We start from the raw sequence: 20216 nt of genomic DNA on the forward strand, positions 1-20216 counted from the left end.
CAGCCGGACACCAGAGCATGGGCGGGCGGGATAGCCCCGTCCGTCCTGCTCACCGGAATCCAACAATCCAAGGCCCGGTTTTCCGGGCCTTTTCTTTTATCACCGGCAACGTCCTGCATGGTTAATGCCGCCTTAACCTTCCCTGTCCTAGGATCAGACCGAATCCGCGCTTTGGCCAAATCCCTGTTTTGGAAGGCGTGGAGCAGGCGACTAGATAATTCTTTTTGGCGACAAGGCGTTCGGGAAAAGCTTCATGCGGCAAGGATACTCGCCCTCATATGCGCTTCGGGATGAGAGGATGAGAGGTGATCGTCTCGGCCTGGCGGGAATTTTCCGCCGGCAGATCGACATCCTGCTCGGCCTCATGATTCTCACGGGTGTCGCACTCGCCGCGGGGGCGCTCGCAACCTGGAACGTTGCCGATCCGAGTTTCAGTCACGCCACGTCCAATCCGGTCACCAACGCGCTGGGCTATCCCGGCGCGGTGTTTTCCGATCTGGCCATGCAGTTCTTCGGGCTGTCGAGCGTTGCCGCGCTGCTGCCCGCCGTCTTCTGGGGTATTCTGCTGATGGCGCATGGCGGCATCGGCCGGCTGCCTCGGCGTATATTCGCCTGGTTCGGAGCGGCATTGCTGTTTGCCGCGATCGCAAGCTGTCTGACGGTGCCCCAGAGCTGGCCGATGCCGATCGGGCTTGGCGGAGTGTTCGGCGATCTCGTCTTGAAAATTCCCGGCATTTTCCTCGGCGGTTTCCCGCGCGGCACTGCCGCGTCGGTCATCGCGGCCATTCTTCTCGTGCCATCGCTCGTGCTCTGCGCCTTCGCCAGCGGACTGACCGGGCGGGTGCAGCCGCTGACGAGCCCGGCGCGGCCGAAAGCGCGCGTGCCGGCCCAGGAAGAAATCGTCGATGAGGACGACGAGGATGCCGAAGAGTACGGCGGCGGCGGGTTCCAGGCGCTCGGTGCGGTGACGCATTGGTATCTGAGCGCGCGGGCAATGATGCACCGTCTGGTTTCGCGCGGCGCCCAATTGCGTGGCAGGCATGATGAAGATGGCGATCCGTTCGGTGATGCGGCAGCCGACCGGCAACGTGCCCATGGAGCGGGCGCGCATGGCAATCTACGCCGTGAGCCGGGCTTCGAGGGCGGGCGCGAGCGGGTCGATACGCCGCCCTTCGATGATGACGACATCGATGGCGCCGATATGGATGCCCACGTGGATGATTGGGCTCCTCAGCCAGCGCCGCAAAGGCCATCTGCACCGCAACCGATGGCGACCGGCCGCGTCCAGGCTCAGGCGCCCTCGCCGAAACCGGGCGCTCGTGTCCAGCGCGAGGCGCAGCAATCGCTCATCAAGGGAGACACTTTCGAGATGCCGTCGCTGCATTTCCTGAGTGAGCCGAAGGCGGTCATTCGCGATGCAAGTCTTTCCAAGGATGCGCTCGAACAGAATGCGCGGCTTCTGGAAGGCGTCCTGGAAGATTTCGGCGTCAAAGGGGAAATCATTCATGTGCGCCCAGGACCGGTGGTGACGCTCTATGAGCTGGAACCTGCGCCGGGTATCAAATCATCCCGCGTCATCGGCCTTGCCGACGATATTGCCCGCTCGATGAGCGCGATCGCCGCGCGCGTTGCGGTAGTGCCGGGCCGCAACGCCATCGGCATCGAGCTGCCGAACCAGAAGCGCGAGATGGTCTACTTGCGCGAGATCCTGGCAAGCCGGGATTTCGAGCAGACCAAAACCAAGCTGGCGCTGGCGCTCGGCAAGACCATCAATGGCGAGCCCGTCATCGCCGACATCGCCAAGATGCCGCATGTCCTCGTCGCAGGCACCACCGGCTCAGGCAAATCCGTCGCCATCAACACGATGATCCTGTCGCTGCTCTATCGCATGACGCCGCAGGAATGCCGCCTCATCATGATCGATCCGAAGATGCTGGAGCTCTCCGTCTATGACGGCATCCCGCATCTTCTCACGCCTGTCGTGACGGATCCGAAGAAAGCCGTCGTCGCGCTGAAATGGACCGTGCGCGAGATGGAGGATCGCTATCGCAAGATGTCCAAGGTCGGCGTGCGCAACATCGATGGCTTCAATCAGCGCGTCGGAGTGGCACAGAAAAAGGGCGAGCGCATCGCACGCACGGTGCAGACGGGCTTCGACCGCAACACCGGCGAGGCTGTCTACGAAACTGAAGAACTCGATCTCGAGCCGATGCCCTATATCGTCGTCATCATCGACGAGATGGCCGACCTGATGATGGTCGCCGGCAAGGAAATCGAAGGCGCGGTGCAGCGGCTTGCGCAGATGGCCCGCGCGGCGGGCATTCATGTGATCATGGCGACGCAACGCCCCTCCGTCGATGTCATCACCGGTACGATCAAGGCCAATTTCCCGACGCGCATCTCGTTCCAGGTGACGTCGAAGATCGACAGCCGCACCATCCTTGGCGAACAGGGCGCGGAGCAGTTGCTGGGCATGGGTGACATGCTGTTCATGGCGGGCGGCGGGCGCATACAGCGTGTCCACGGCCCGTTCGTCGGCGACGACGAGGTGGAAAAGGTCGTCCAGCATCTCAAGCTTCAGGGCGTACCGGAATATCTCGACGCCATCACCGAGGAGGAAGATGAGGACGACGGTGGCGGCAGCGGTCCGGCCGGAAACTCCAACCTCGAGGATTCGGACGATCCCTACGACCAGGCCGTCGCCGTGGTGCTGCGCGACAAGAAAGTCTCGACCAGCTATATCCAGCGGCGTCTCGGCATCGGCTACAACCGCGCCGCTTCGATCATCGAACGTATGGAGCAGGAAGGGCTCGTCGGCCCTGCCAATCATGCGGGAAAACGCGAAATCCTCGTGCCCACACCGGACGATGAATTCTGACGAGGCGGAACGGACGGAGAGCATAACCCGTTGAAACGCCACACTCGCGTCAAACTGGCGCTTTAACGTCGATGCCAAGATGACAGGAGACCATTTTTCGATGAAAACGAAAAAAACGCGGCTTTTTACAACGGTTCTGCGGAATTTAACGCGTGGTGCCGTTTTCGCCGGTGCCATCATGGCGGTTTCGATCCTGCCGCCGCTGGGCGGGGCATCCTCTCCGGCCGCTGCGCAAGCGAGTGCGGCGGCCAGTTCGGCTGCGCAGCAGATCGCCGATCATTTTTCCGCAGTGCGCACCATGACGGGCGAATTCGTGCAGTTCGGCCCGCGTGGCGAGCAGACCGGCGGCACTTTCTACATCGAGCGTCCGGGCAAGATCCGCTTCAACTACAACAATTCGCCGATCCGGGTGATCTCGGATGGCGAATCGGTCGTCGTCAATAACCGCAAGCTTGACACGTGGGATCTCTATCCCCTGTCCAAGACGCCGTTGAAGCTGCTTCTGGGCGACCGTATCGATCTTGGCGGCGGGAGGCTGAAGCAGATCAAGGAAGAGCCCGATATGACGACGCTGGTGCTTGGCGACAAGTCGATTTTCGGCGATTCGAAAATCACCATGATGTTCGATCCGAAGACCTATGCCCTGAAACAGTGGACGATCACCGACGCGCAAAACCTCGATACGACAGTGATGGTGTTCAATGTCCGCGAGGGGGTGCGTTTCGCCAAGGATATGTTCAAGATCGATTACACCCGCATTGCGATGAAACGGAAACAATGAGCGCCTGATCTCATCGGCAGAAGGCGATATCTTGCGGCTTGGGAGCCAAGCCTGTGGATGGCCTGTTGCCGGTGTTTCCATTCCGGAGCAGGGTGCTAAGGTCGCCCGCAATTCTTCCCTGCGCGAGCTTGTCCCCCATGCCCTTTTCGATCGCTACCTGGAATATCAATTCCGTGCGCCTGCGCCTGCCGCTGGTCGAACAGTTCCTGCGCGATTTGGCGCCGGATGTGCTTTGTCTGCAGGAAACCAAATGCCCGGATGACCTCTTCCCGCATGCTGCGTTCCATGCATTGGGATATGATCATATCGCGATCAGCGGACAGAAGGGTTATCACGGGGTCGCCACCATTTCGCGCCGACCGTTGAGCGAGGTTGATCGTGTCGGGTTCTGCGGCATCGGTGACTGCCGCCATCTGAGCGCCGTGGTGAGCGCGGGCGGGAAGCGCCTGCGCATCCATAATTTCTATGTGCCGGCAGGGGGTGACGAACCGGACCCGGAGATCAATCCGAAGTTCGCCCACAAGCTCGGCTTTATCGAGGAGATGAAGGCCATCCCTGCTGATACAGGCGACGGGTGCTCGTCGGTGCTGGTCGGCGACCTCAATATCGCGCCACTGGAGACCGATGTATGGTCGCACAAGCAACTCCTGCGCGTCGTCAGCCATACGCCCGTCGAAACCGAAGGGCTGGAGACGGTCCGCAGGATCGGCGGCTGGAGCGACCTGATGCGCCATCATATTCCGCCTGCGGAGAAAATCTTCACCTGGTGGAGCTACCGGGCCAAGGACTGGGATGTGTCGGACCGCGGTCGCCGTCTCGACCATATCTGGGGATCCCCCGACCTCGAAAGCGATCTCGCGTCAATCCTGGTGCTGCGTGAGGCGCGCGGATGGGAGAGGCCTTCAGACCATGTGCCGGTGATTGCCCATTTCAAACTGGACTGATCAGCGTCAATCCTTGAACAGCGGCGACAGCTTCTCGATCTGCCGGATGAGATCGGTCAGGTTGCGGCTGACATGGGTGTGAAGCGCCACCGCGACTTCGGGATATTCTTCGAGGATGCGGTGGAAAATGGCGCGGCTGAGACGAATGACTTCCGTCTCGACCTCGGCAAAAGCGCCGGTCAGCCGTGTGGTCTGGGCGATGAGCGCTATTTCGCCGAGAATGGCGCCAGGGCCGACGGACCTGATGGTCACCCGGCCGCCCTCGCCGTCGCGGAACAAGCTGATGTTGCCCGACACGACCACATAGGCGCAATCGGCGCTCTGCCCTTCACGGAAGAGTTCGCGGCCGGCACGCAGCACCAGCCGCTCGGCCCCGAATGCAAGCAGCCGCAGTTGTTCGGCTGTGAATGATTCAAACAAGCCTACGGTGCTAAGAATTCGGATGTCATCGTCGAGCGCCATATTATGGTCAATACACCGCTCTTGAGAGCGGAGCCATCAGGGAACGAGCTTGTATCCCCCGCTTTCTGTCACGAGAATCGCTGCATTGGACGGATCTTTTTCGATTTTCTGCCGCAAACGGTAGACGTGCGTTTCAAGTGTGTGGGTCGTGACGCCGGAATTATAGCCCCAGACCTCTTCGAGAAGCACGTCGCGGCCGATGACCTTGTCGCCGGCGCGGTAGAGATATTTGATGATCGCCGCTTCCTTTTCGGTGAGGCGGATCTTGCCGCCCTTATCGTCGATCAGGAGCTTCTGGCCCGGCTTGAACGTATAGGGCCCGACCGTGAAGGTGGCGTCTTCGCTCTGCTCGTGCTGGCGGAGCTGGGCGCGGATGCGCGCAAGCAGGACCGCGAAACGGAAAGGCTTGGTGACATAATCGTTGGCGCCTGACTCGAGCCCGAGAATCGTATCGGAATCAGTGTCATGGCCGGTCAGCATGATCACGGGGCCTTTGAACCCTCCCTTGCGTAAGAGCTTGACCGCTTCGCGCCCGTCCATATCGGGCAGGCCAACATCCATGATTAGCAGGTCGACCGTTCCGTTGCGGGCCGTCTGAATGCCTTTCGTGGCGGTTTCCTCCTGGAGGATTTGAAATTCTTCGCAGAGTTCGAGCTGTTCCACGAGAATCGTGCGAAGGTCCTCATCATCGTCCACAATCAGAATTGTACGGCCAGTCATGCGTGTCCTCGTGTGTCATGTTGCGTCGGCATTGACGTTTTATGGCATTTAAGATGAGTAAGTTGAAGGGTTCAAACGGAAAAGCAGCAGGAAGCTGCGTTGTCCGCAGGACGGAGATGGATGAATAGAGTGGCTGAGAGCAGGACCTTGCGGCTGATTAACGTGCGGCCCCGCCCCGGAAACCCTGCGCAGGGGCTCCTTGTTGCGGGTAATCTGGTGTTGCGCTGCGCCCTCGGCAAGGGGGGCATCAGCGCTTTCAAACGGGAGGGTGACGGCGCTACGCCGCTCGGGCCGATGCGCCTGCTCTACGGATGGCATAGGCAGCGCAGAGGTCTTGCCGCGTTCTCCCCGCTGCCGTTTCATGCTGTCCGCCGGGATGATGGCTGGTGCGATGCGCCTGACGACCGCAATTACAACAGGCCGGTGCATGCGCCCTACAGGGCAAGCCATGAGAATCTCTGGCGGAAGGACGGGCTTTACGACATCTGCATCGTCCTGGACTGGAACATCCGCCCCCGTAAGCGCGGATGCGGAAGCGCCATTTTCTTCCATCTTGCGCGACCCGGCTATCTGCCGACGGAAGGCTGCATCGCATTGAAGCGGGGGGACATGGCGCGGTTGTTGCCGCACATCGACCAGCGCACGGTGATCCGCGTCCTGCGGTGAGATTTCTTTTGTTGGACGCAAGCCCGGACGAAAACCGGGCCCACTTTTTCCTGAACTTGCTTAGAGCGCCGCGCGCATCGCGTCGTGCAGCACCTCGAAAATGCGCGGCTGGGCGGACTGCGCCACGTTGAACCGCATATAATGCGCCGCGCTTTGCGACAGGCTGAACACGTTGCCCGGCGCGAAGACTACACCGCGCTCCAGCGCATGGCGGGCGATCAGGGCCGAGTCCATGCCCTCCGGCAGCCGGGCCCAGAGGAACATGCCGCCCTGCGGCTCGGTCCAAAGCTCCAGTCCCGCAGCCTTCAGTCTCCCCGATGTCATGGTCATGGCGGTGGCGAGCTTGATGCGCAATGTTTCGATATGGCGGCGATAGGTGCCGTCAGTCAGGAGCGTGTGGACGAGCTGGGCGGAAAGGGCGCTCGAGCCAAAGGTGGTGGCAAGCTTCAAATCGGTCAGCCCGTCGATCCAGTCGCTGCGGGCGGCGATATAGCCGACGCGGGCAGCGGCTGTCAGCGTTTTGGAGAAGCTGCCTATGTGGACGATCCTCTCCAGCCCGTCGAGTTCGGCGAGTAGGGGTGAGGGCGCGGCATGGAAATCTGCGAAGATATTGTCCTCGACGACGATCATGTCGTGCTGTTCGGCGAGCTTGAGAAGCCGATGCGCCGTGGCTGGGCTCATCATGCCGCCGGTTGGATTATGCAGCCCGGCATTGCCGATATAGAGCTTTGGCCGGTGGTCCTCCGCCGCGCGCGCGAAAGCATCGAGGTCCGGGCCGTTGGGCGTGTAGGGTATGGAAACGAGTCGGACGCGATGCGTGCGCAGCACCGCCTGGAAATTGAAATAGCAGGGGTCGTCGACTAGCACGGCATCGCCAGGCTGGACAAAGAAACGGCAGAGAAGATCGAGCGCCTGCGTGCCTGAATCAACGAGCAGCACCTGGGCGGGCGACGCTTCCACGCCCTGTTCGGCGAGCCGGCGGGAAAGATGCAGGCGGAGCGGCGCATACCCTAAAGGATCGCCATACTCGGTAAAGGCGGCTTCATCATCGCGGGCGAGCGTCCGCAATGCGCGGCGGATGCCTTCCTGCGGCAGCCAGTCCTGCGGCAGCCAACCGCAACCCGGCTTGAGCGCCGTGCTGTCGGCTTCCAGGGACTGGCGCATGATCCATAGCGGGTTGATTTCGCGGTCGAGGCGGGGGCTTGCGGCGGCGAGCGAGAAGGGTTGTGCGCGGCCGGCGACATAGAAGCCCGCGCCGCGGCGGGACTGGATGACGCCTTCGGCAACGAGCCGGTCATAGGCTTCGACAACGGTCGATTTCGAGACCCCCATGGTTTCGGCGAGACGGCGGATCGAGGGCAGTCTTGCGCCGGGCGAGAGACTGAGCGCGGCGATGCGCCCGCGGATGATCCCCATCACTTTTTCGACGAGCGTCACTTCGCCGTGGCTGGGGCCGTCGAATGCCGGGCCGCGCGCCGCGTTTTCGCTGGTGACGGGTTGATCAAACATCTGTACTTCCTTTTGTCCCGGTACAGTCCGGTAGAATTGTACTGTTATTGTCTCTGCCGTTCGAGTGCAAGGCCGATCATTGTCCCGGCAAGGCAAGTACATGATTTTGCAACGGGTTGGATAGGCGCAATGGACAAAACGGCAGGCTGGATCAACGGGTTTCTTGGCGTACTGATCTTCAGTGGCTCGCTGCCAGCGACGCGAATTGCCGTGATCGATATCGATCCCATGTTCCTGACAGTGGCGCGCGCGGCCATCGCCGGCGTGCTGGCCGTGCTGCTGCTTGCCTTGTTCAGGCAGCGCCTGCCGGCGCGTGGCGACCTCCTACCGCTCGTCGTCGTGGCGCTCGGCGTGGTCGTCGGGTTTCCGCTCCTGACGGCGATCGCGCTGCGCGGGATGACATCGGCCCACGCCATCGTCTTCATCGGACTGCTGCCGCTTGCCACCGCGATCTTTGCGGTCATACGCGGCGGCGAGCGGCCACGCGGACTGTTCTGGCTTTTTTCGATCGGCGGAAGTGCGATTGTCGCGTCCTATGCCTGGGGGCAGGGAAGCGTTTCTTCGGCTTTCGGTGACGGACTGATGTTGGCGGCGGTCATTGTTTGCGGCCTCGGCTATGCCGAAGGCGCGCGGCTGTCGCGGAAGCTCGGCGGCTGGCAGGTCATCTGCTGGGCGCTGGTCCTGTCGCTGCCGTTGATGCTGCCGCTGGCGCTCTTTACGCAGCCGGCCTCGTGGGACGGTATCGGGTGGCCCGCGCTGGCAGGCCTCGCCTATGTCTCGCTATTCAGCATGCTGATCGGTTTCGTCTTCTGGTATCGCGGGCTGGTACAGGGCGGCACCGCCGCTGTCGGGCAGTTGCAATTGCTGCAACCGTTCTTCGGCCTTGCGCTTGCTGCAGCGGTTGCACATGAGGCGGTGGGCTGGGGCATGGTGGCGACGGCTGCCGCCGTCGTCCTCTGCGTGGCGGGAGCGAAACGGTTTGCCTAGATGAACGCCCAGACGGTGGTGCGTTTGATCTCGGCATCTTCGAGAATGCGTGTCACGGGAACGGTGTAGACCGCAAGGGACTGAAGCCTTTCCCTCGGCAGATAGGCGCGACCCGGATCGCCGACGATAATGGTTGCGCCGCGCAGGCGGAGCGCCGAGAACCACGGAACCAGCCGCTCGGCCAAGGGCTGTTCGTAAAAAACATCGCCGGCAAGAATCACGTCCCAACCGTTGTCGGTTGCGATCATATCCTCGATGCGGGCGTTGACCGTGACAGCGTTCGCGGCTGCATTGAGTGCGATTGCGGTCTCGGCGAAAGGATCGATATCGACGGCGATGACATTTTCCGCTCCCGCCTTTGCCGCCGCAATGGCGACCAGTCCCGAGCCGGAGGCAAAGTCGAGTACGGTCCGGCTGCGGACAGTCTCGGGATTATCCAGGATATAACGCGCCACGCCCTGGCCGCCCGCCCACGCGAAAGCCCAATAGGGCGGCGGCAAGCCGATGGTGGCAAGTTCCTCCTCCGTCCGGTGCCAGAGATCATGAGCCTCGTCGGCGAGATGCAGCATGACTTCCGGCACATGTGGCGGAGCCTGCAGGCTTGTATTGGCAAGAATGAAGGCCCGGGTCCGGTCGCTTGCGGGATCAAGTGGCTCTTCGGGGTTCATGCCATCTGCCGAATGGTCATTGCGGCGCCGGTTCGAGGATGCCCATCCGGCAGACTTCTTTCCATTCGTCCTCGGTCACCGGCTGAACGGAAAGCCGCATGGAGGTGACGAGTGCCATCTTTGCAAGCATCGGATTCGCCTTTACCGCCTTTAGCGTCACGGGCTGGGGCACATCGCAGAAGGCGCGGATATCGACGCATTCCCAGCGCGGGTCGTCTGTCGTCGTGTCGTGATGGGCAAGCTTGCAGACCTCCACGACGCCGACGATCTCCAGTCCTTCATTGGAGTGGTAGAAGAAGCCCTTGTCACCAAGCTGCATCGCACGCATGTTGTTGCGTGCGAGATAGTTGCGCACACCGTCCCATTGCGTGCCTTCGTTGCCGACCGCCTTCTGCTTTTCCCACGACCATTTGTGCGGCTCGGATTTAAAAAGCCAATAAGCCATGAATCGCTTCCCCGGTATCGGAGCAGGATGCAATCAAGCCTAGCCGGGCATCCTGCTCAAAGTTTTTGTTGCCGTATGATCTTATCCGAAAAGTCTGCAACTTTTCGGGACCATGCTCTAAGTATTGGCGGGATTGTTGATAGCCCAGTTCCATGGGCGGATGTCGACTGAGGCAAACAGTCCCGCCTTAGCGTAAGGATCCCTCGTCGCGATGGCCTTTGCCGCATCCATATGATCCGCCTCGACCACCACAAGGCTGCCGTTCGGCTTGCCGTCCTCGCCGAGGAAGGGGCCGGCGAATTTCAGCCTCTCGCCGAGATTCTTCAGATAATCGAGATGCGCCGGGCGGGTATCGAGGCGCAGTTGCAGATGGTCGGGCTTGTCGTTGCACAAAATGGCGAAAAGCATCGGGGGTTCCTTGAGTTGTCAGTCTTCAGTCTTGAGCGGTCGGTTGAGCAGCGCCGTCACCGCCTCGTCTATGGTGAGTTCCCGCGCGAGAAGGGCGGATACGGCGGTGACGATCGGCGCGTCAATATTGCGCCTGGCGCAGATTTCGGCGGCGATGGGAGCGGTTGCGACACCTTCGGCGAGAGGGAGGCCGTCAAGCCGATTGCCGGCGCCGAGCGCCATGCCGTAGGAATAATTGCGCGATTGCGGCGAGGAGCAGGTGAGCATCAGATCGCCAAGCCCGGACAGGCCCATCACCGTTTCGGGCCGTGCGCCCATGGCTAGGGCAATACGGCGCAGTTCGACAAAGCCGCGGGTGACGAGGGCTGCCTGGGCGCTCGCGCCAAGACCACGGCCGATGGCGGCGCCAGCTGCGAGCGCCAGCACATTCTTCAACGCGCCGCCGATTTCCACGCCGATCAAATCATCGGTCGAATAGCAGCGGAAGGCTGGGCCGGACAGGAACAGCGCCAGCCGATCCGCCGTCTCGCGCTCGCTCGAGGCAATGGTCACTGCCGTCGGCAAGCCGCGCGCCACGTCGGTGGCGAAACTCGGGCCGGAGAGGGCTGATATCGTATGGCTGGGCAGAATCTCGGATACGACTTCAGAGATCAGGCGTCCCGTCGAGCGCTCGATTCCCTTGGCGCAGAGGACGATGGAAGCTGCGGCGGGCACCTGAGCGGCAAGCGCGCCAAGTGCGTCGCGCATCGCCTGCGCCGGAAAGGCGGCGAGGATAATGGCTGCATCCCTCAGCGTAGCGGCAGCATCGGCGCTGGCTTCGATGCCGGCGGCAAGCTCAATGCCGGGGAGATAGCGCTCGTTGCGGTTGTTTCGGTTGATGTCATTGATGGTCTCGGCATCGCGGGCATAGAGCGCGACCCGATGGCCGCTGCGCACCGCCATAGTGGCGAGTGCCGTTCCCCAGGCGCCACCGCCAATGACCGCGACCTTTACGACCTCGCTCGTCATGCCTTGGCTCCCCGGCGTCCGGCGCCGATCAAAGGCGTTGCGGCCTGGTCGAGCGGCCAGCGCGAGCGTGGCGCGATGTCTAGGGAATCGCCCTGGCTCTGTGCGGCATGTTCGGCTCCCGCCCAGGCGATCATCGCGGCATTGTCGGTGCACAGGATGTGAGGAGGGGCGAGAAAGCGGAAGCCGTGTTTGGCGCAGAGCGTTTCCAGCCCGCCGCGCAGCGCCTTGTTGGCGGCGACACCGCCTGCCACCACCAGCGTCGGTTCTGCGATTTCGGGAAAACTCTCGCGGAAACGGGCGAGCGAGCGCGACACCCGGTCGGCCAATGTGTCGGCCACCGCTGCCTGGAACGACGCGCATATATCGGCGACATCCTGATCGCCAAGCGGCACGAGTTCGGTGGCAACCTGGCGCACGGCGGTCTTGAGGCCGGAGAAGGAGAAATCCAACCGCGCTTCACCCTTCAGCGGTCGCGGCAGGGCAAATCGCCTGGGGTCACCTGACTGTGCCGCCTTTTCGACGGCAGGACCGCCGGGATAGGGCAGGCCGAGCAGCTTTGCCGTCTTGTCGAAGGCTTCGCCCAGCGCATCGTCTATGGTGGTGCCGAGGCGTTCATATTGCCCGATCCCGCGTATGAGGATCATCTGTGTGTGGCCGCCCGAGACGAGCAGCAGAAGATAGGGAAAGGCGAGGTTGTCGGTCAGCCGCGCCGTCAGCGCATGGCCTTCGAGATGGTTGATCGCATGAAAGGGCTTGCCTGTTGCCAGCGCTACGGCCTTTGCCGTCATCAGTCCGACGATCAGCCCGCCGATGAGCCCGGGCCCTGCGGTGGCGGCGACGGCATCGATATCCTCAAGCCGTGTATCGGCTTCATCGAGCGCGCGCGCGATCAGCGTATCCAGCGTCTCGACATGGGCGCGCGCGGCTATTTCCGGCACCACGCCGCCATAGGGCTCATGCTCGGCGATCTGGCTCAACACGACGTTCGACAGGATGCGGCCATGGCCAGCCTCATCGCGCTCGACGACGGCGGCGGCTGTTTCGTCGCAACTTGTCTCTATTCCCAGCACGCGCATTTGGTTTTAGACCCTGCATTCATTGCCCAAGCGGACAAAGACGGTTAGGTAGGTTCGCAACCCGGTATTTTCACGAAACCCGGTATCATGGACGACGCCATATGCAAACAGCATCCTTGAAGATCGGCACACGGGGCAGCCCGCTGGCGCTGGCGCAGGCGCAGGAAACGCGGCGCCGGCTGATGGATGCGCATCGGCTCGGCGATGACGCCGTCGAGATCGTGGTGATGTCGACAGCCGGCGACCGGATACAGGATCGCCCGCTCTCGGAAGTGGGCGGCAAGGGCTTGTTCACGCTGGAGATCGAGGACGCGCTGCGCGACGGCCGGATCGATATCGCCGTCCATTCAAGCAAGGACATGCCGACGGTTCTGCCGGAAGGCCTGCATCTCGCGGCATTCCTCGAGCGGGAAGATCCGCGGGACGCCTTCATAGGCCGGAGCGTCAAGCGCCTCGCCGATCTACCGGAGGGCGCGACGGTCGGTTCCTCTTCGCTGCGCCGCCAGGCATTGATCCGCCGCGTGCGGCCCGACATCACGGTGGTGAATTTTCGCGGCAATGTCGAAACGCGGCTGCGTAAGCTGGAAGAGGGGCAGGTCGATGCAACGTTTCTCGCCTATGCCGGGCTGAAGCGGCTCGGGCTTGCCCATGTCGTAACCGAGCTGCTTGAGCCAGCCTTCTTTCCGCCGGCGCCTGGGCAGGGTGCGATTGCCATCGAGAGCCGGATCGGCGACGCGCGAATTGATGCGCTGCTTGGCCCCCTTGATCATCGCGAAACCCATATCGCCCTGATCTGCGAGCGGTCGTTCCTTGCCCGGCTCGACGGATCGTGCCGCACGCCCATCGCGGCACTGGCGAACGTGTCAGGTGATAGAATCAGCTTTTCCGGCATGATCCTGACGCCTGACGGACGAGAGGCGCATGAGATCAAGAGCGAAGGTTCCCTCGCCGATGCGGCGGCGCTTGGCCGAGATGCTGCCGAGCGGCTACTTGCGCAGGCGGGACCTGAGTTCTTCAGCGACTGGACTTGAACAATGGCTGGCGCCGTACGCGTATTGGTGACACGGCCCGAACCGGGCGCGTCGCATACGGCAAGACGGCTGGAGGAACTGGGATTTTTGCCCATCGTGCTGCCGTTGAGCGAAACGGTGGCTATCGGGACTGAAACGCTATCAGGACAATATGATGCGGTGGCGATCACCAGCGTCAATGCGGTGCGCCATGCCGATCCGGCCATGATCGAACGTCTTGCGTATCTGCCCGCCTATGCGGTTGGGCACAAGACAGCGGGCGCGGCAAAGTCGGCCGGGTTTGCCGAAGTCACGGCGGCCGGAGGCGACGGCGAGGCGCTTGCAACGAAGCTTTCGAGCGTGTTGCGGCCCGGCGCGCATGTGCTCTATCTCGCGGGCAGGGTGCGGCGGCCGGATTTCGAGACGAAGGCCAGGGCTGCCGGATTGGAGCTTACGGTTTGCGAAACTTACGACACGGCTGCCATCGGCCATCGCGATATCGGTCCGCGATTGGGCGACGTATCGATCGATGTCGCGCTGATCTATTCGGCTTTTGCGGCGAAGGCGCTGGTCGATCTGGTGGAACGGCGGGAAATTGCGGATAACAGTGTAAATTTCTGGAATAAAACCCGGTTTTTATGCCTTTCCTCACGCATTTCCGAGAGCCTTCCGGAGCAATGGAAGGCGCGCGCGCTGATCAGCGAAAGGCCGGACGAGCAATCGCTTCTTAATCTTCTCGCGTCACTTTGACCTTTTTGCAGCGCAACCAATCCTTCATCTGCCGCTTTTATCTGTTAAGTTTCTGACTGAACGTCCCATTCCCAGACGAGAGGCATCATGGCGAAATCCGGAACATCGCGTCACTCGAAACCGATCCGCAAGCCGGTTACGATCGATCTCGATCCATCGCAGGTGAAGCGCGTGAAAGAACCATCGGCGAATATGAAGCCGGGCACTGCGGGCACTGCTGCAAGACAAGTGCCTCCAGCGGAACCGGTGGGCGATTTCAGCAAGCCGAAAGCGACCGCGAAGCCTGCGGGAGAGCCGGATACAGCCGAAATGAAGACGGAAGAAATCTTTAGCGAACGGCCCAAGGCAAAGCCTTCGGCGGCGACCTCGGCCTCAGCGGCGTCAAACCGTCCGGCTGCCGGCAAAGCGCCTGCATCGAAGGGTGGTGGTGGATTTTCTCATCTTGCCGCGGGGCTTGTGGGCGGCGTTATCGCGCTTGCCGGAGCGACGGCGCTGCAGTGGGGCAATGTGCATCCTTCGCCGGGAGGCGAGGCTGCGGGCGACCGGCTTGCCCGAATGGAACAGGAGATCACGCAGTTGCGTGCGGCGCCATCGGCGGCGGGGCTTGATGACGCCAGCCGTGCACAATTAGCCGAGGCGCAGGCAGCCGCCCGTCAAGCACTGCAGCACGCGGAGGGCTCGGCATCGGAAATCGCTGCGCTCAAGCAGGCGGCCGAAGCACAACCGAACGGAGATAATGCCGCGCTGGGACCGGAGCTGACGAACCGCGTCGCCATGCTGGAGGAGAAGCTTGCTTCTGCTCAAACCCAGGCCGCGCAGGCAGCAACCACCGCGTCGCAGGATTCCGGCAGCATCGCCGAGGTTCAGTCGCGGCTGACGGCGCTTGAAAGCCGCGTCGCCGAGGACGCCCGCCAGCCTGCGATTGCGGCGGCGATTGCGGCGACGGCGCTTAAATCGGCGATTGATCGCGGCGGCTCGTTCAATGCGGAACTCGACGCCTATGCATCCGTCGCGCCGCAATCGGCGGCCGATATCGAGGCGCTGCGAGAATTCGCAGGGAAAGGCGTTCCGACGATGGCCGATCTCAATACCCGGTTCGACGATGTGGCGAACAGGATCGTCGCCACCGAGCGCGATACCGATCCGAATGCCGGCTTTGTCGATCAACTGATGGCCAGTGCCAAGAGCCTGGTGAAGGTCCGTCCCGTGGGAGAGGTCAGTGGCCAGGGGGTCGGGCCGATCACGGCACGCATCGAAGCCGCTTTGCGGACCGGCGATCTCGACCGGGCCATTGCTGAATGGGAAACGCTGCCGCAGGACGCAAAAACCGTTTCGGCCGATTTTGTCGCTGAGATGAAGGCCCGCCGCGACACTGACGCGCTGGTCTCGCGAACGCTTGCCGCCGCGCTCAAGCCGGCATCGCCTGATGCGGCCACTGCCACGCCTGCCACGCCTTCGGCCAATTAAGGGGAACGAATTGATGCTGCGTATTCTGTTCTTCGTTCTTGTGGTGCTGGTGCTCGGCGGTGGCTTTGCGTGGCTGGCGGACCGGCCCGGCGATCTCACCATCACCTTTGCCGGGATGCGCTATGAGGTGACGCTCATGGTTGCGGCCACGGCCGTCGTTGCTGTCGTCGCGGCGGTGATGCTGATCTGGTGGCTGATTAAGAGCATCATCCGCTCGCCTTATGCATTGCAAAGGCATTTCCGTGCACGCAAGCGCGATCGGGGCTATCAGTCGCTTTCCACCGGATTGATCGCCGCGGGCGCGGGAGACGCAAGGGCCGCGCGGAACATGGCCAAACAGGCGGGCAAGTTGCTCAATGTCGACCAGGAGCCGCTGATCAAGCTGCTCGAAGCGCAAACCGCCATGCTCGAAGGCCGCACCGGCGATGCGCGGGCCAAGTTCGAGGCGATGCTTGACGACCCGGAAACCAGGCTTCTCGGCCTTCGCGGGCTCTATATCGAAGCACAGCGTGCCGGCGCGCGCGACGCGGCGCAGCACTATGCCGCCGAGGCCTCCAAGCTTGCGCCGCATGTGGAATGGGCGTCGGGCGCCGTTCTGGGAAGGTTGAGCGTCGCGGGCGATTGGGACGAAGCACTGAAGCTTCTCGATGCGCGCAAGGCGGACCAGCAGACCGATAAGGAAACGGCCAAGAAGGAACGCGCCGCGCTTCTCACTGCCAAAGCGATCTCGACATTCGATTCCGATCCGGCGGGGGCCAAGACCGCCGCGCTCGAAGCGCACAAGCTCGCACCGGATTTGGTTCCAGCCGCTGTCATAGCCGCCCGTGCGCTGTTTCGGCAGGACGATCTGCGCAAGGGCACGAAGATTCTCGAGACAGCGTGGAAGAGCAGTCCGCACCCTGATATCGCGCAGGCCTATGTGCATGCGCGCCCGGGAGATTCCGTGCTCGATCGGTTGAAGCGGGCCCGTCGTCTCTTTACGCTTCGTCCCAACAATCCCGAGGCCAGCCTTGCACTGGCGCATGCCGCGCTCGATGCGGGCGAATTCAAGCTGGCGCGCGAAAATGCCGAGGCGGTGCTGCGGATGGCACCGCGCGAGAGCGCCTATCTCCTGCTCGCCGATATCGAGGAAGGGGAAACGAAAGATCAGGGCCGGGTGCGGCAGTGGCTTTCGCGCGCGGTCAAAGCGCCGCGCGATCCGGCCTGGACGGCTGATGGCTTTGTCTCGGAACAATGGGCGCCCGTCTCGCCGGTCACGGGACGGCTCAACGCGTTCGAATGGAAAGTGCCGGTCGAACAACTGCCGTCCATGATCGACCTGGATCCAGACGTGCGCGGTCCCGAGCCAGAAACGCCTGCTCTGCCTGTTATCATCGAGCCTGAACCCGCAGCGCCGCAGCCGACACGGGTTGAGGCCATCACCACCACGCCGGCTAAGGACGAAAAGCAGCCAGAACCGCAGCCCAAGCCAAAGGGAAATGAGGCAAAACCCACCCGCGACAAAGGCGACAAGGGTGAAGAAGTGAAGATGCTGGTGGTGGATGATCCGGGGGTCATTCCCGACGAAAAGGCGGAAGACACGCAGACGCGCTTTCGTCTGTTCTAATTCCGTTTCACCATAGCCACTCTACTGAAGCGGGCGTTGCATTCAGGTAACGGTCACCCCTGTATGACAATTTGTGGTCGCCGGAAAGCTGATTGACGGTTGGCGGCGGTGTGGTTGCAGGTTATTTGTCCTCATGATCGCCCCATTTTTGGCTTTGATGCAGGTCGGGCGGAAAATGGCGTGGGGTATGGATGTTCGATCGGCTTCTGACTTTTTTGAAGGGCCTGCCTTTCGGGGAGCACGGCGGCGGCAACGGCTTCGGCAGGGATGATCCCCGGCTGGCGGTCGCGGCGCTGATGTTCCATATCATCGATGCCGACGGCGACCGTCGTGTGGAGGAACGCGAGCGCATCGCCGATACCCTTTCGGAAGCCTACCAGCTCAAGGGCGGTGAATTGAACACGCTGCTGGAGGCGGCGGAAGCCGCGGACCAGGAAGCCATCGATCTCTACAGCTTTACCAGCGTCATCAAGCGCCATCTCGATGAGCAGGAACGCATCCATTTCATCGAGCTGATGTGGGAAATCGCCTACGCCGACGGAAAAGTCGATGAGCTCGAAGACAATTTGATGTGGCGCGTGGCCGAACTGATTGGCGTTTCATCGCGGGAGCGTCTGACGTTGAAACACGCTGCAGCGGCGAGAGTTGCCGCCGCCAACCCCAAGACCGGGACAAAATGAGGCGAGGGGCTTGTGATGTTCCGTGAACCGAGATCATCCCATAGCCTTGCGAAAAGTATTTCCGGTCTCTCCCGTCACGGATCCTTGCCCAAAATACTTATTGTCCTTCACCAGGAAAATTCGAGCCCGGGCCGGGTCGGACATCTGCTCGAAGCCGCGGGCTTTCGCCTCGACATCCGCCGCCCGCCGCTTGGCGAAAGATTGCCGGACACGCTGGAAGATCATGCCGGGGCGGTCATATTCGGCGGCCCGATGAGCGCCAACGATACGCACGATTTCATCAATCATGAGACCGATTGGCTGGCCGTGCCGTTGCGCGAGGAAAAGCCTTTCCTCGGTATCTGCCTTGGCGCTCAGATGCTGGCCAATCATCTCGGCGGCAGTGTCGGGCCACACCCTGACGGCCACGTCGAGATAGGCTGGTATCCCCTGCGCCCGACGGATGAGGGAAGGACGCTGATGGAATGGCCTGAGATGGTCTACCATTTTCATCGCGAGGGCTTCGAACTGCCGCGCGGCGCGACCCTGCTCGCCACCGGTGATGTCTACCCCAACCAGGCATTCCGCTACGGTTCCCATGCCTGGGGGCTGCAGTTCCATGCGGAACTGACGCGGGCGATGATGCATCGCTGGGTGGTGCGCGGGGCACACCGGTTCGAACTCAGCGGCGCGCAACAGGGACGCCTGCATCTGGAAGGGCGGATGATCCATGACGCCGCGCTGAAGGCGTGGCTCGAAGCGCTTCTGGTGCGTATTTTCGGCACCGCGAATTGTGCTGCGGCAGAACGCGTCTAATTGCTCTGGAGCGGTGCCTGTTTGTTTGAATCAGAGAACCGCTTCGCACATTTCATGGCTTGCTCTAAACCCTGCCCTGGAGGTGCCGGGCTTTGCGCAATTGCGGGAACCAGTAGGCCCAGAGCGCGGCGACGGCGATGGATCCGGCGCCACCGAACACGACGGCCGGAACGGTGCCGATCATAGCCGCCATGAAGCCGGCGCGGAATTCTCCCAGCTCGTTCGACGCGCCGACGAAGACCATGTTGACGGCGTTGACCCGGCCACGGACATGATCCGGCGTCCAGAGCTGCAGGAGGGTTTCACGTACATAGACGCTGATCATGTCGGCGGCGCCCAAGAGTGCAAGTGCGGCAATCGAGACCCAGGCGAGTGTCGAAACACCAAAGAGAATGGTGAAAAGGCCGAACAGGGCGACGCACAGGAACATGACGATGCCCGCATGATCGCGGATCGGGTGGCCGGTGAGCCATATGGCGACGAAAATCGCGCCGATGCCCGGCGCTGCGCGTAGCATGCCCAGGCCCCATGGTCCGAGATCAAGAATGTCGCGGGCATAGACGGGAAGCAGCGCCACCGCACCGCCGAGCAGCACGGCGAAGAGATCGAGCGAAATCGCACCCAGCACCACCTTCTCCTTCCAGATATAGCGGAAGCCGGCCAGCAGGGTTTCGAGCGACGGTTTTTCGGAAGGCGTGTGCTGATGCGGCTTTGGGATGGCGAAGATCAATATCGCGCTCAATGCCAGCAGAACGGTGGCTACCGTATAGGCGACAATAGGCGATATGCCATAGAGCAGGCCGCCCGCCACCGGGCCGACGATGGTCGCTATCTGCCAGGCGGAAGAATTCCACGAGACGGCGTTGGCGAAGGTTTCGGCCGGCACCAGATTGACGACCAGCGAGGCGGCGGCCGGGCCGAGGAAGGCGCGCGCTATGCCGAAAGCCGTCAAGGTCGCGAAGACCGTCAGCGGCTCGAACAGCCTCGAGACAGTCAGAAAGAGAAGCACTGCCGCCGCAGCGGCTTCGGCGCCCAGCGTCACGCCCATGATCAGCCGCCGGCCGAAACGGTCGGAGGCCGCGCCGGTCACCAGAACCAGGAGAAGCGCCGGCAGGAACTGGACAAGGCCTACCAACCCGAGATCGAAGGGATCACGGGTCAGGTCGTAGATCTGCCAGCCGACCGCGACGCTGACGATCTGCATCGCAAAGGCGCTGGCGAAGCGGGACAGCCAGTATTTCGCGAAAGAAGCATGGCGAAAAGCGGCATAACGGTCGATGGTTGCGCCCGTTTCGAGGGAGATCATTGTTGCATTCTCTGTATCGGATGCGGTCGATCGGGTGCATCGCGGACGAT

Annotated in this window: 18 protein-coding genes and 3 pseudogenes; 12 read left to right on the top strand and 9 right to left on the bottom strand. The window is 62.2% G+C overall.

Features of this window, described 5'->3' with window-relative positions; all coding sequences use genetic code 11:
- Window positions 1-253 precede the first annotated feature (253 nt).
- The 4 genes and pseudogenes from DUT91_RS27495 to DUT91_RS18615 form a co-directional block, all read left to right on the top strand.
- Window positions 254-842, top strand: a pseudogene (locus DUT91_RS27495) (DNA translocase FtsK 4TM domain-containing protein); the annotation flags it as partial.
- A gap of 278 nt (window positions 843-1120) precedes the next feature.
- Window positions 1121-2878, top strand: a pseudogene (locus DUT91_RS18605) (DNA translocase FtsK); the annotation flags it as partial.
- A 211-nt stretch (window positions 2879-3089) separates the two neighbouring features.
- Window positions 3090-3659, top strand: a pseudogene (locus DUT91_RS18610) (outer membrane lipoprotein carrier protein LolA); the annotation flags it as partial.
- Between the two features lie 137 nt (window positions 3660-3796).
- Entirely contained in the window at window positions 3797-4603 is an 807-nt protein-coding gene (locus tag DUT91_RS18615; protein WP_114442001.1) for an exodeoxyribonuclease III, read from the top strand.
- Window positions 4604-4609: 6 nt separating this feature from the next.
- On the opposite strand, the gene DUT91_RS18620 is transcribed toward DUT91_RS18615, so the two are convergent.
- Both DUT91_RS18620 and optR read right to left on the bottom strand, forming a co-directional pair.
- Window positions 4610-5065, bottom strand: coding sequence for a cyclic nucleotide-binding domain-containing protein (locus DUT91_RS18620; protein ID WP_114442002.1), 456 nt, complete (start codon window positions 5063-5065; stop codon window positions 4610-4612).
- Between the two features lie 36 nt (window positions 5066-5101).
- Entirely contained in the window at window positions 5102-5785 is a 684-nt protein-coding gene (gene optR / locus DUT91_RS18625) for a response regulator OptR (protein ID WP_114442003.1), read from the bottom strand.
- 120 nt (window positions 5786-5905) lie between these two features.
- Between optR and DUT91_RS18630 the strand changes: the two genes are divergently transcribed.
- Window positions 5906-6451 carry a L,D-transpeptidase family protein gene (locus DUT91_RS18630; RefSeq protein ID WP_114442004.1) on the top strand — a complete coding sequence of 182 codons (546 nt, stop codon included), beginning with the start codon at window positions 5906-5908 and terminating at the stop codon, window positions 6449-6451.
- Window positions 6452-6511: 60 nt separating this feature from the next.
- On the opposite strand, the gene DUT91_RS18635 is transcribed toward DUT91_RS18630, so the two are convergent.
- Window positions 6512-7960 (bottom strand): aminotransferase-like domain-containing protein, encoded by a 1449-nt coding sequence (locus DUT91_RS18635; protein ID WP_114442005.1) that lies wholly within the window; start codon window positions 7958-7960, stop codon window positions 6512-6514.
- 129 nt (window positions 7961-8089) lie between these two features.
- Here DUT91_RS18635 and DUT91_RS18640 point away from each other — a divergent pair, with 129 nt between their 5' ends.
- On the top strand, window positions 8090-8947 hold the full coding sequence (locus DUT91_RS18640) for a DMT family transporter (RefSeq protein WP_114442006.1): 858 nt from the start codon (window positions 8090-8092) through the stop codon (window positions 8945-8947).
- Here DUT91_RS18640 and DUT91_RS18645 read toward each other — a convergent pair.
- The 5 genes from DUT91_RS18645 to tsaD form a co-directional block, all read right to left on the bottom strand.
- Window positions 8944-9615: a class I SAM-dependent methyltransferase gene (locus DUT91_RS18645; RefSeq protein WP_114442007.1), complete on the bottom strand. Its 672-nt coding sequence runs from the start codon at window positions 9613-9615 to the stop codon at window positions 8944-8946. The two genes, DUT91_RS18640 and DUT91_RS18645, sit on opposite strands and share 4 nt — an antisense overlap.
- Before the next feature lie 16 nt (window positions 9616-9631).
- Window positions 9632-10060, bottom strand: a complete 429-nt coding sequence (locus DUT91_RS18650) for an EVE domain-containing protein (protein WP_114442008.1) — start codon at window positions 10058-10060, stop codon at window positions 9632-9634.
- Between the two features lie 117 nt (window positions 10061-10177).
- A complete protein-coding gene (locus DUT91_RS18655; protein WP_114442009.1) occupies window positions 10178-10468 on the bottom strand; it encodes a YciI-like protein in 291 nt (96 codons plus the stop codon).
- An 18-nt stretch (window positions 10469-10486) separates the two neighbouring features.
- Window positions 10487-11476, bottom strand: a complete 990-nt coding sequence (locus DUT91_RS18660; RefSeq protein ID WP_114442010.1) for an NAD(P)H-dependent glycerol-3-phosphate dehydrogenase — start codon at window positions 11474-11476, stop codon at window positions 10487-10489.
- A complete protein-coding gene (tsaD, locus tag DUT91_RS18665) occupies window positions 11473-12552 on the bottom strand; it encodes a tRNA (adenosine(37)-N6)-threonylcarbamoyltransferase complex transferase subunit TsaD (protein ID WP_114442011.1) in 1080 nt (359 codons plus the stop codon). The genes DUT91_RS18660 and tsaD overlap by 4 nt, the downstream gene beginning before the upstream one ends.
- Before the next feature lie 101 nt (window positions 12553-12653).
- Here tsaD and hemC point away from each other — a divergent pair, with 101 nt between their 5' ends.
- The 6 genes from hemC to DUT91_RS18695 all read left to right on the top strand — a co-directional run bounded on the left by hemC (window position 12654) and on the right by DUT91_RS18695 (window position 18860).
- Window positions 12654-13583, top strand: coding sequence for a hydroxymethylbilane synthase (gene hemC / locus DUT91_RS18670; RefSeq protein WP_114442012.1), 930 nt, complete (start codon window positions 12654-12656; stop codon window positions 13581-13583).
- A 3-nt stretch (window positions 13584-13586) separates the two neighbouring features.
- Window positions 13587-14312 (top strand): uroporphyrinogen-III synthase, encoded by a 726-nt coding sequence (locus DUT91_RS18675; protein WP_114442013.1) that lies wholly within the window; start codon window positions 13587-13589, stop codon window positions 14310-14312.
- An 87-nt stretch (window positions 14313-14399) separates the two neighbouring features.
- Window positions 14400-15779 carry a COG4223 family protein gene (locus DUT91_RS18680; RefSeq protein WP_114442014.1) on the top strand — a complete coding sequence of 460 codons (1380 nt, stop codon included), beginning with the start codon at window positions 14400-14402 and terminating at the stop codon, window positions 15777-15779.
- A gap of 13 nt (window positions 15780-15792) precedes the next feature.
- Complete coding sequence (locus DUT91_RS18685; protein WP_114442015.1) at window positions 15793-17385, top strand: heme biosynthesis protein HemY; 1593 nt, start codon at window positions 15793-15795, stop codon at window positions 17383-17385.
- A gap of 191 nt (window positions 17386-17576) precedes the next feature.
- Window positions 17577-18065, top strand: a complete 489-nt coding sequence (locus DUT91_RS18690; protein WP_114442016.1) for a tellurite resistance TerB family protein — start codon at window positions 17577-17579, stop codon at window positions 18063-18065.
- An 84-nt stretch (window positions 18066-18149) separates the two neighbouring features.
- Window positions 18150-18860, top strand: a complete 711-nt coding sequence (locus DUT91_RS18695; RefSeq protein WP_245419792.1) for a glutamine amidotransferase — start codon at window positions 18150-18152, stop codon at window positions 18858-18860.
- A gap of 64 nt (window positions 18861-18924) precedes the next feature.
- Here the strand turns inward: DUT91_RS18695 and DUT91_RS18700 are convergent, their stop codons facing one another.
- A complete protein-coding gene (locus DUT91_RS18700; RefSeq protein WP_114442018.1) occupies window positions 18925-20166 on the bottom strand; it encodes an MFS transporter in 1242 nt (413 codons plus the stop codon).
- Between the last annotated feature and the right edge of the window lie 50 nt (window positions 20167-20216).

Source organism: Paramesorhizobium salinisoli (assembly GCF_003335045.1).
Taxonomy (GTDB): Bacteria; Pseudomonadota; Alphaproteobacteria; order Rhizobiales; family Rhizobiaceae; genus Paramesorhizobium; species Paramesorhizobium salinisoli.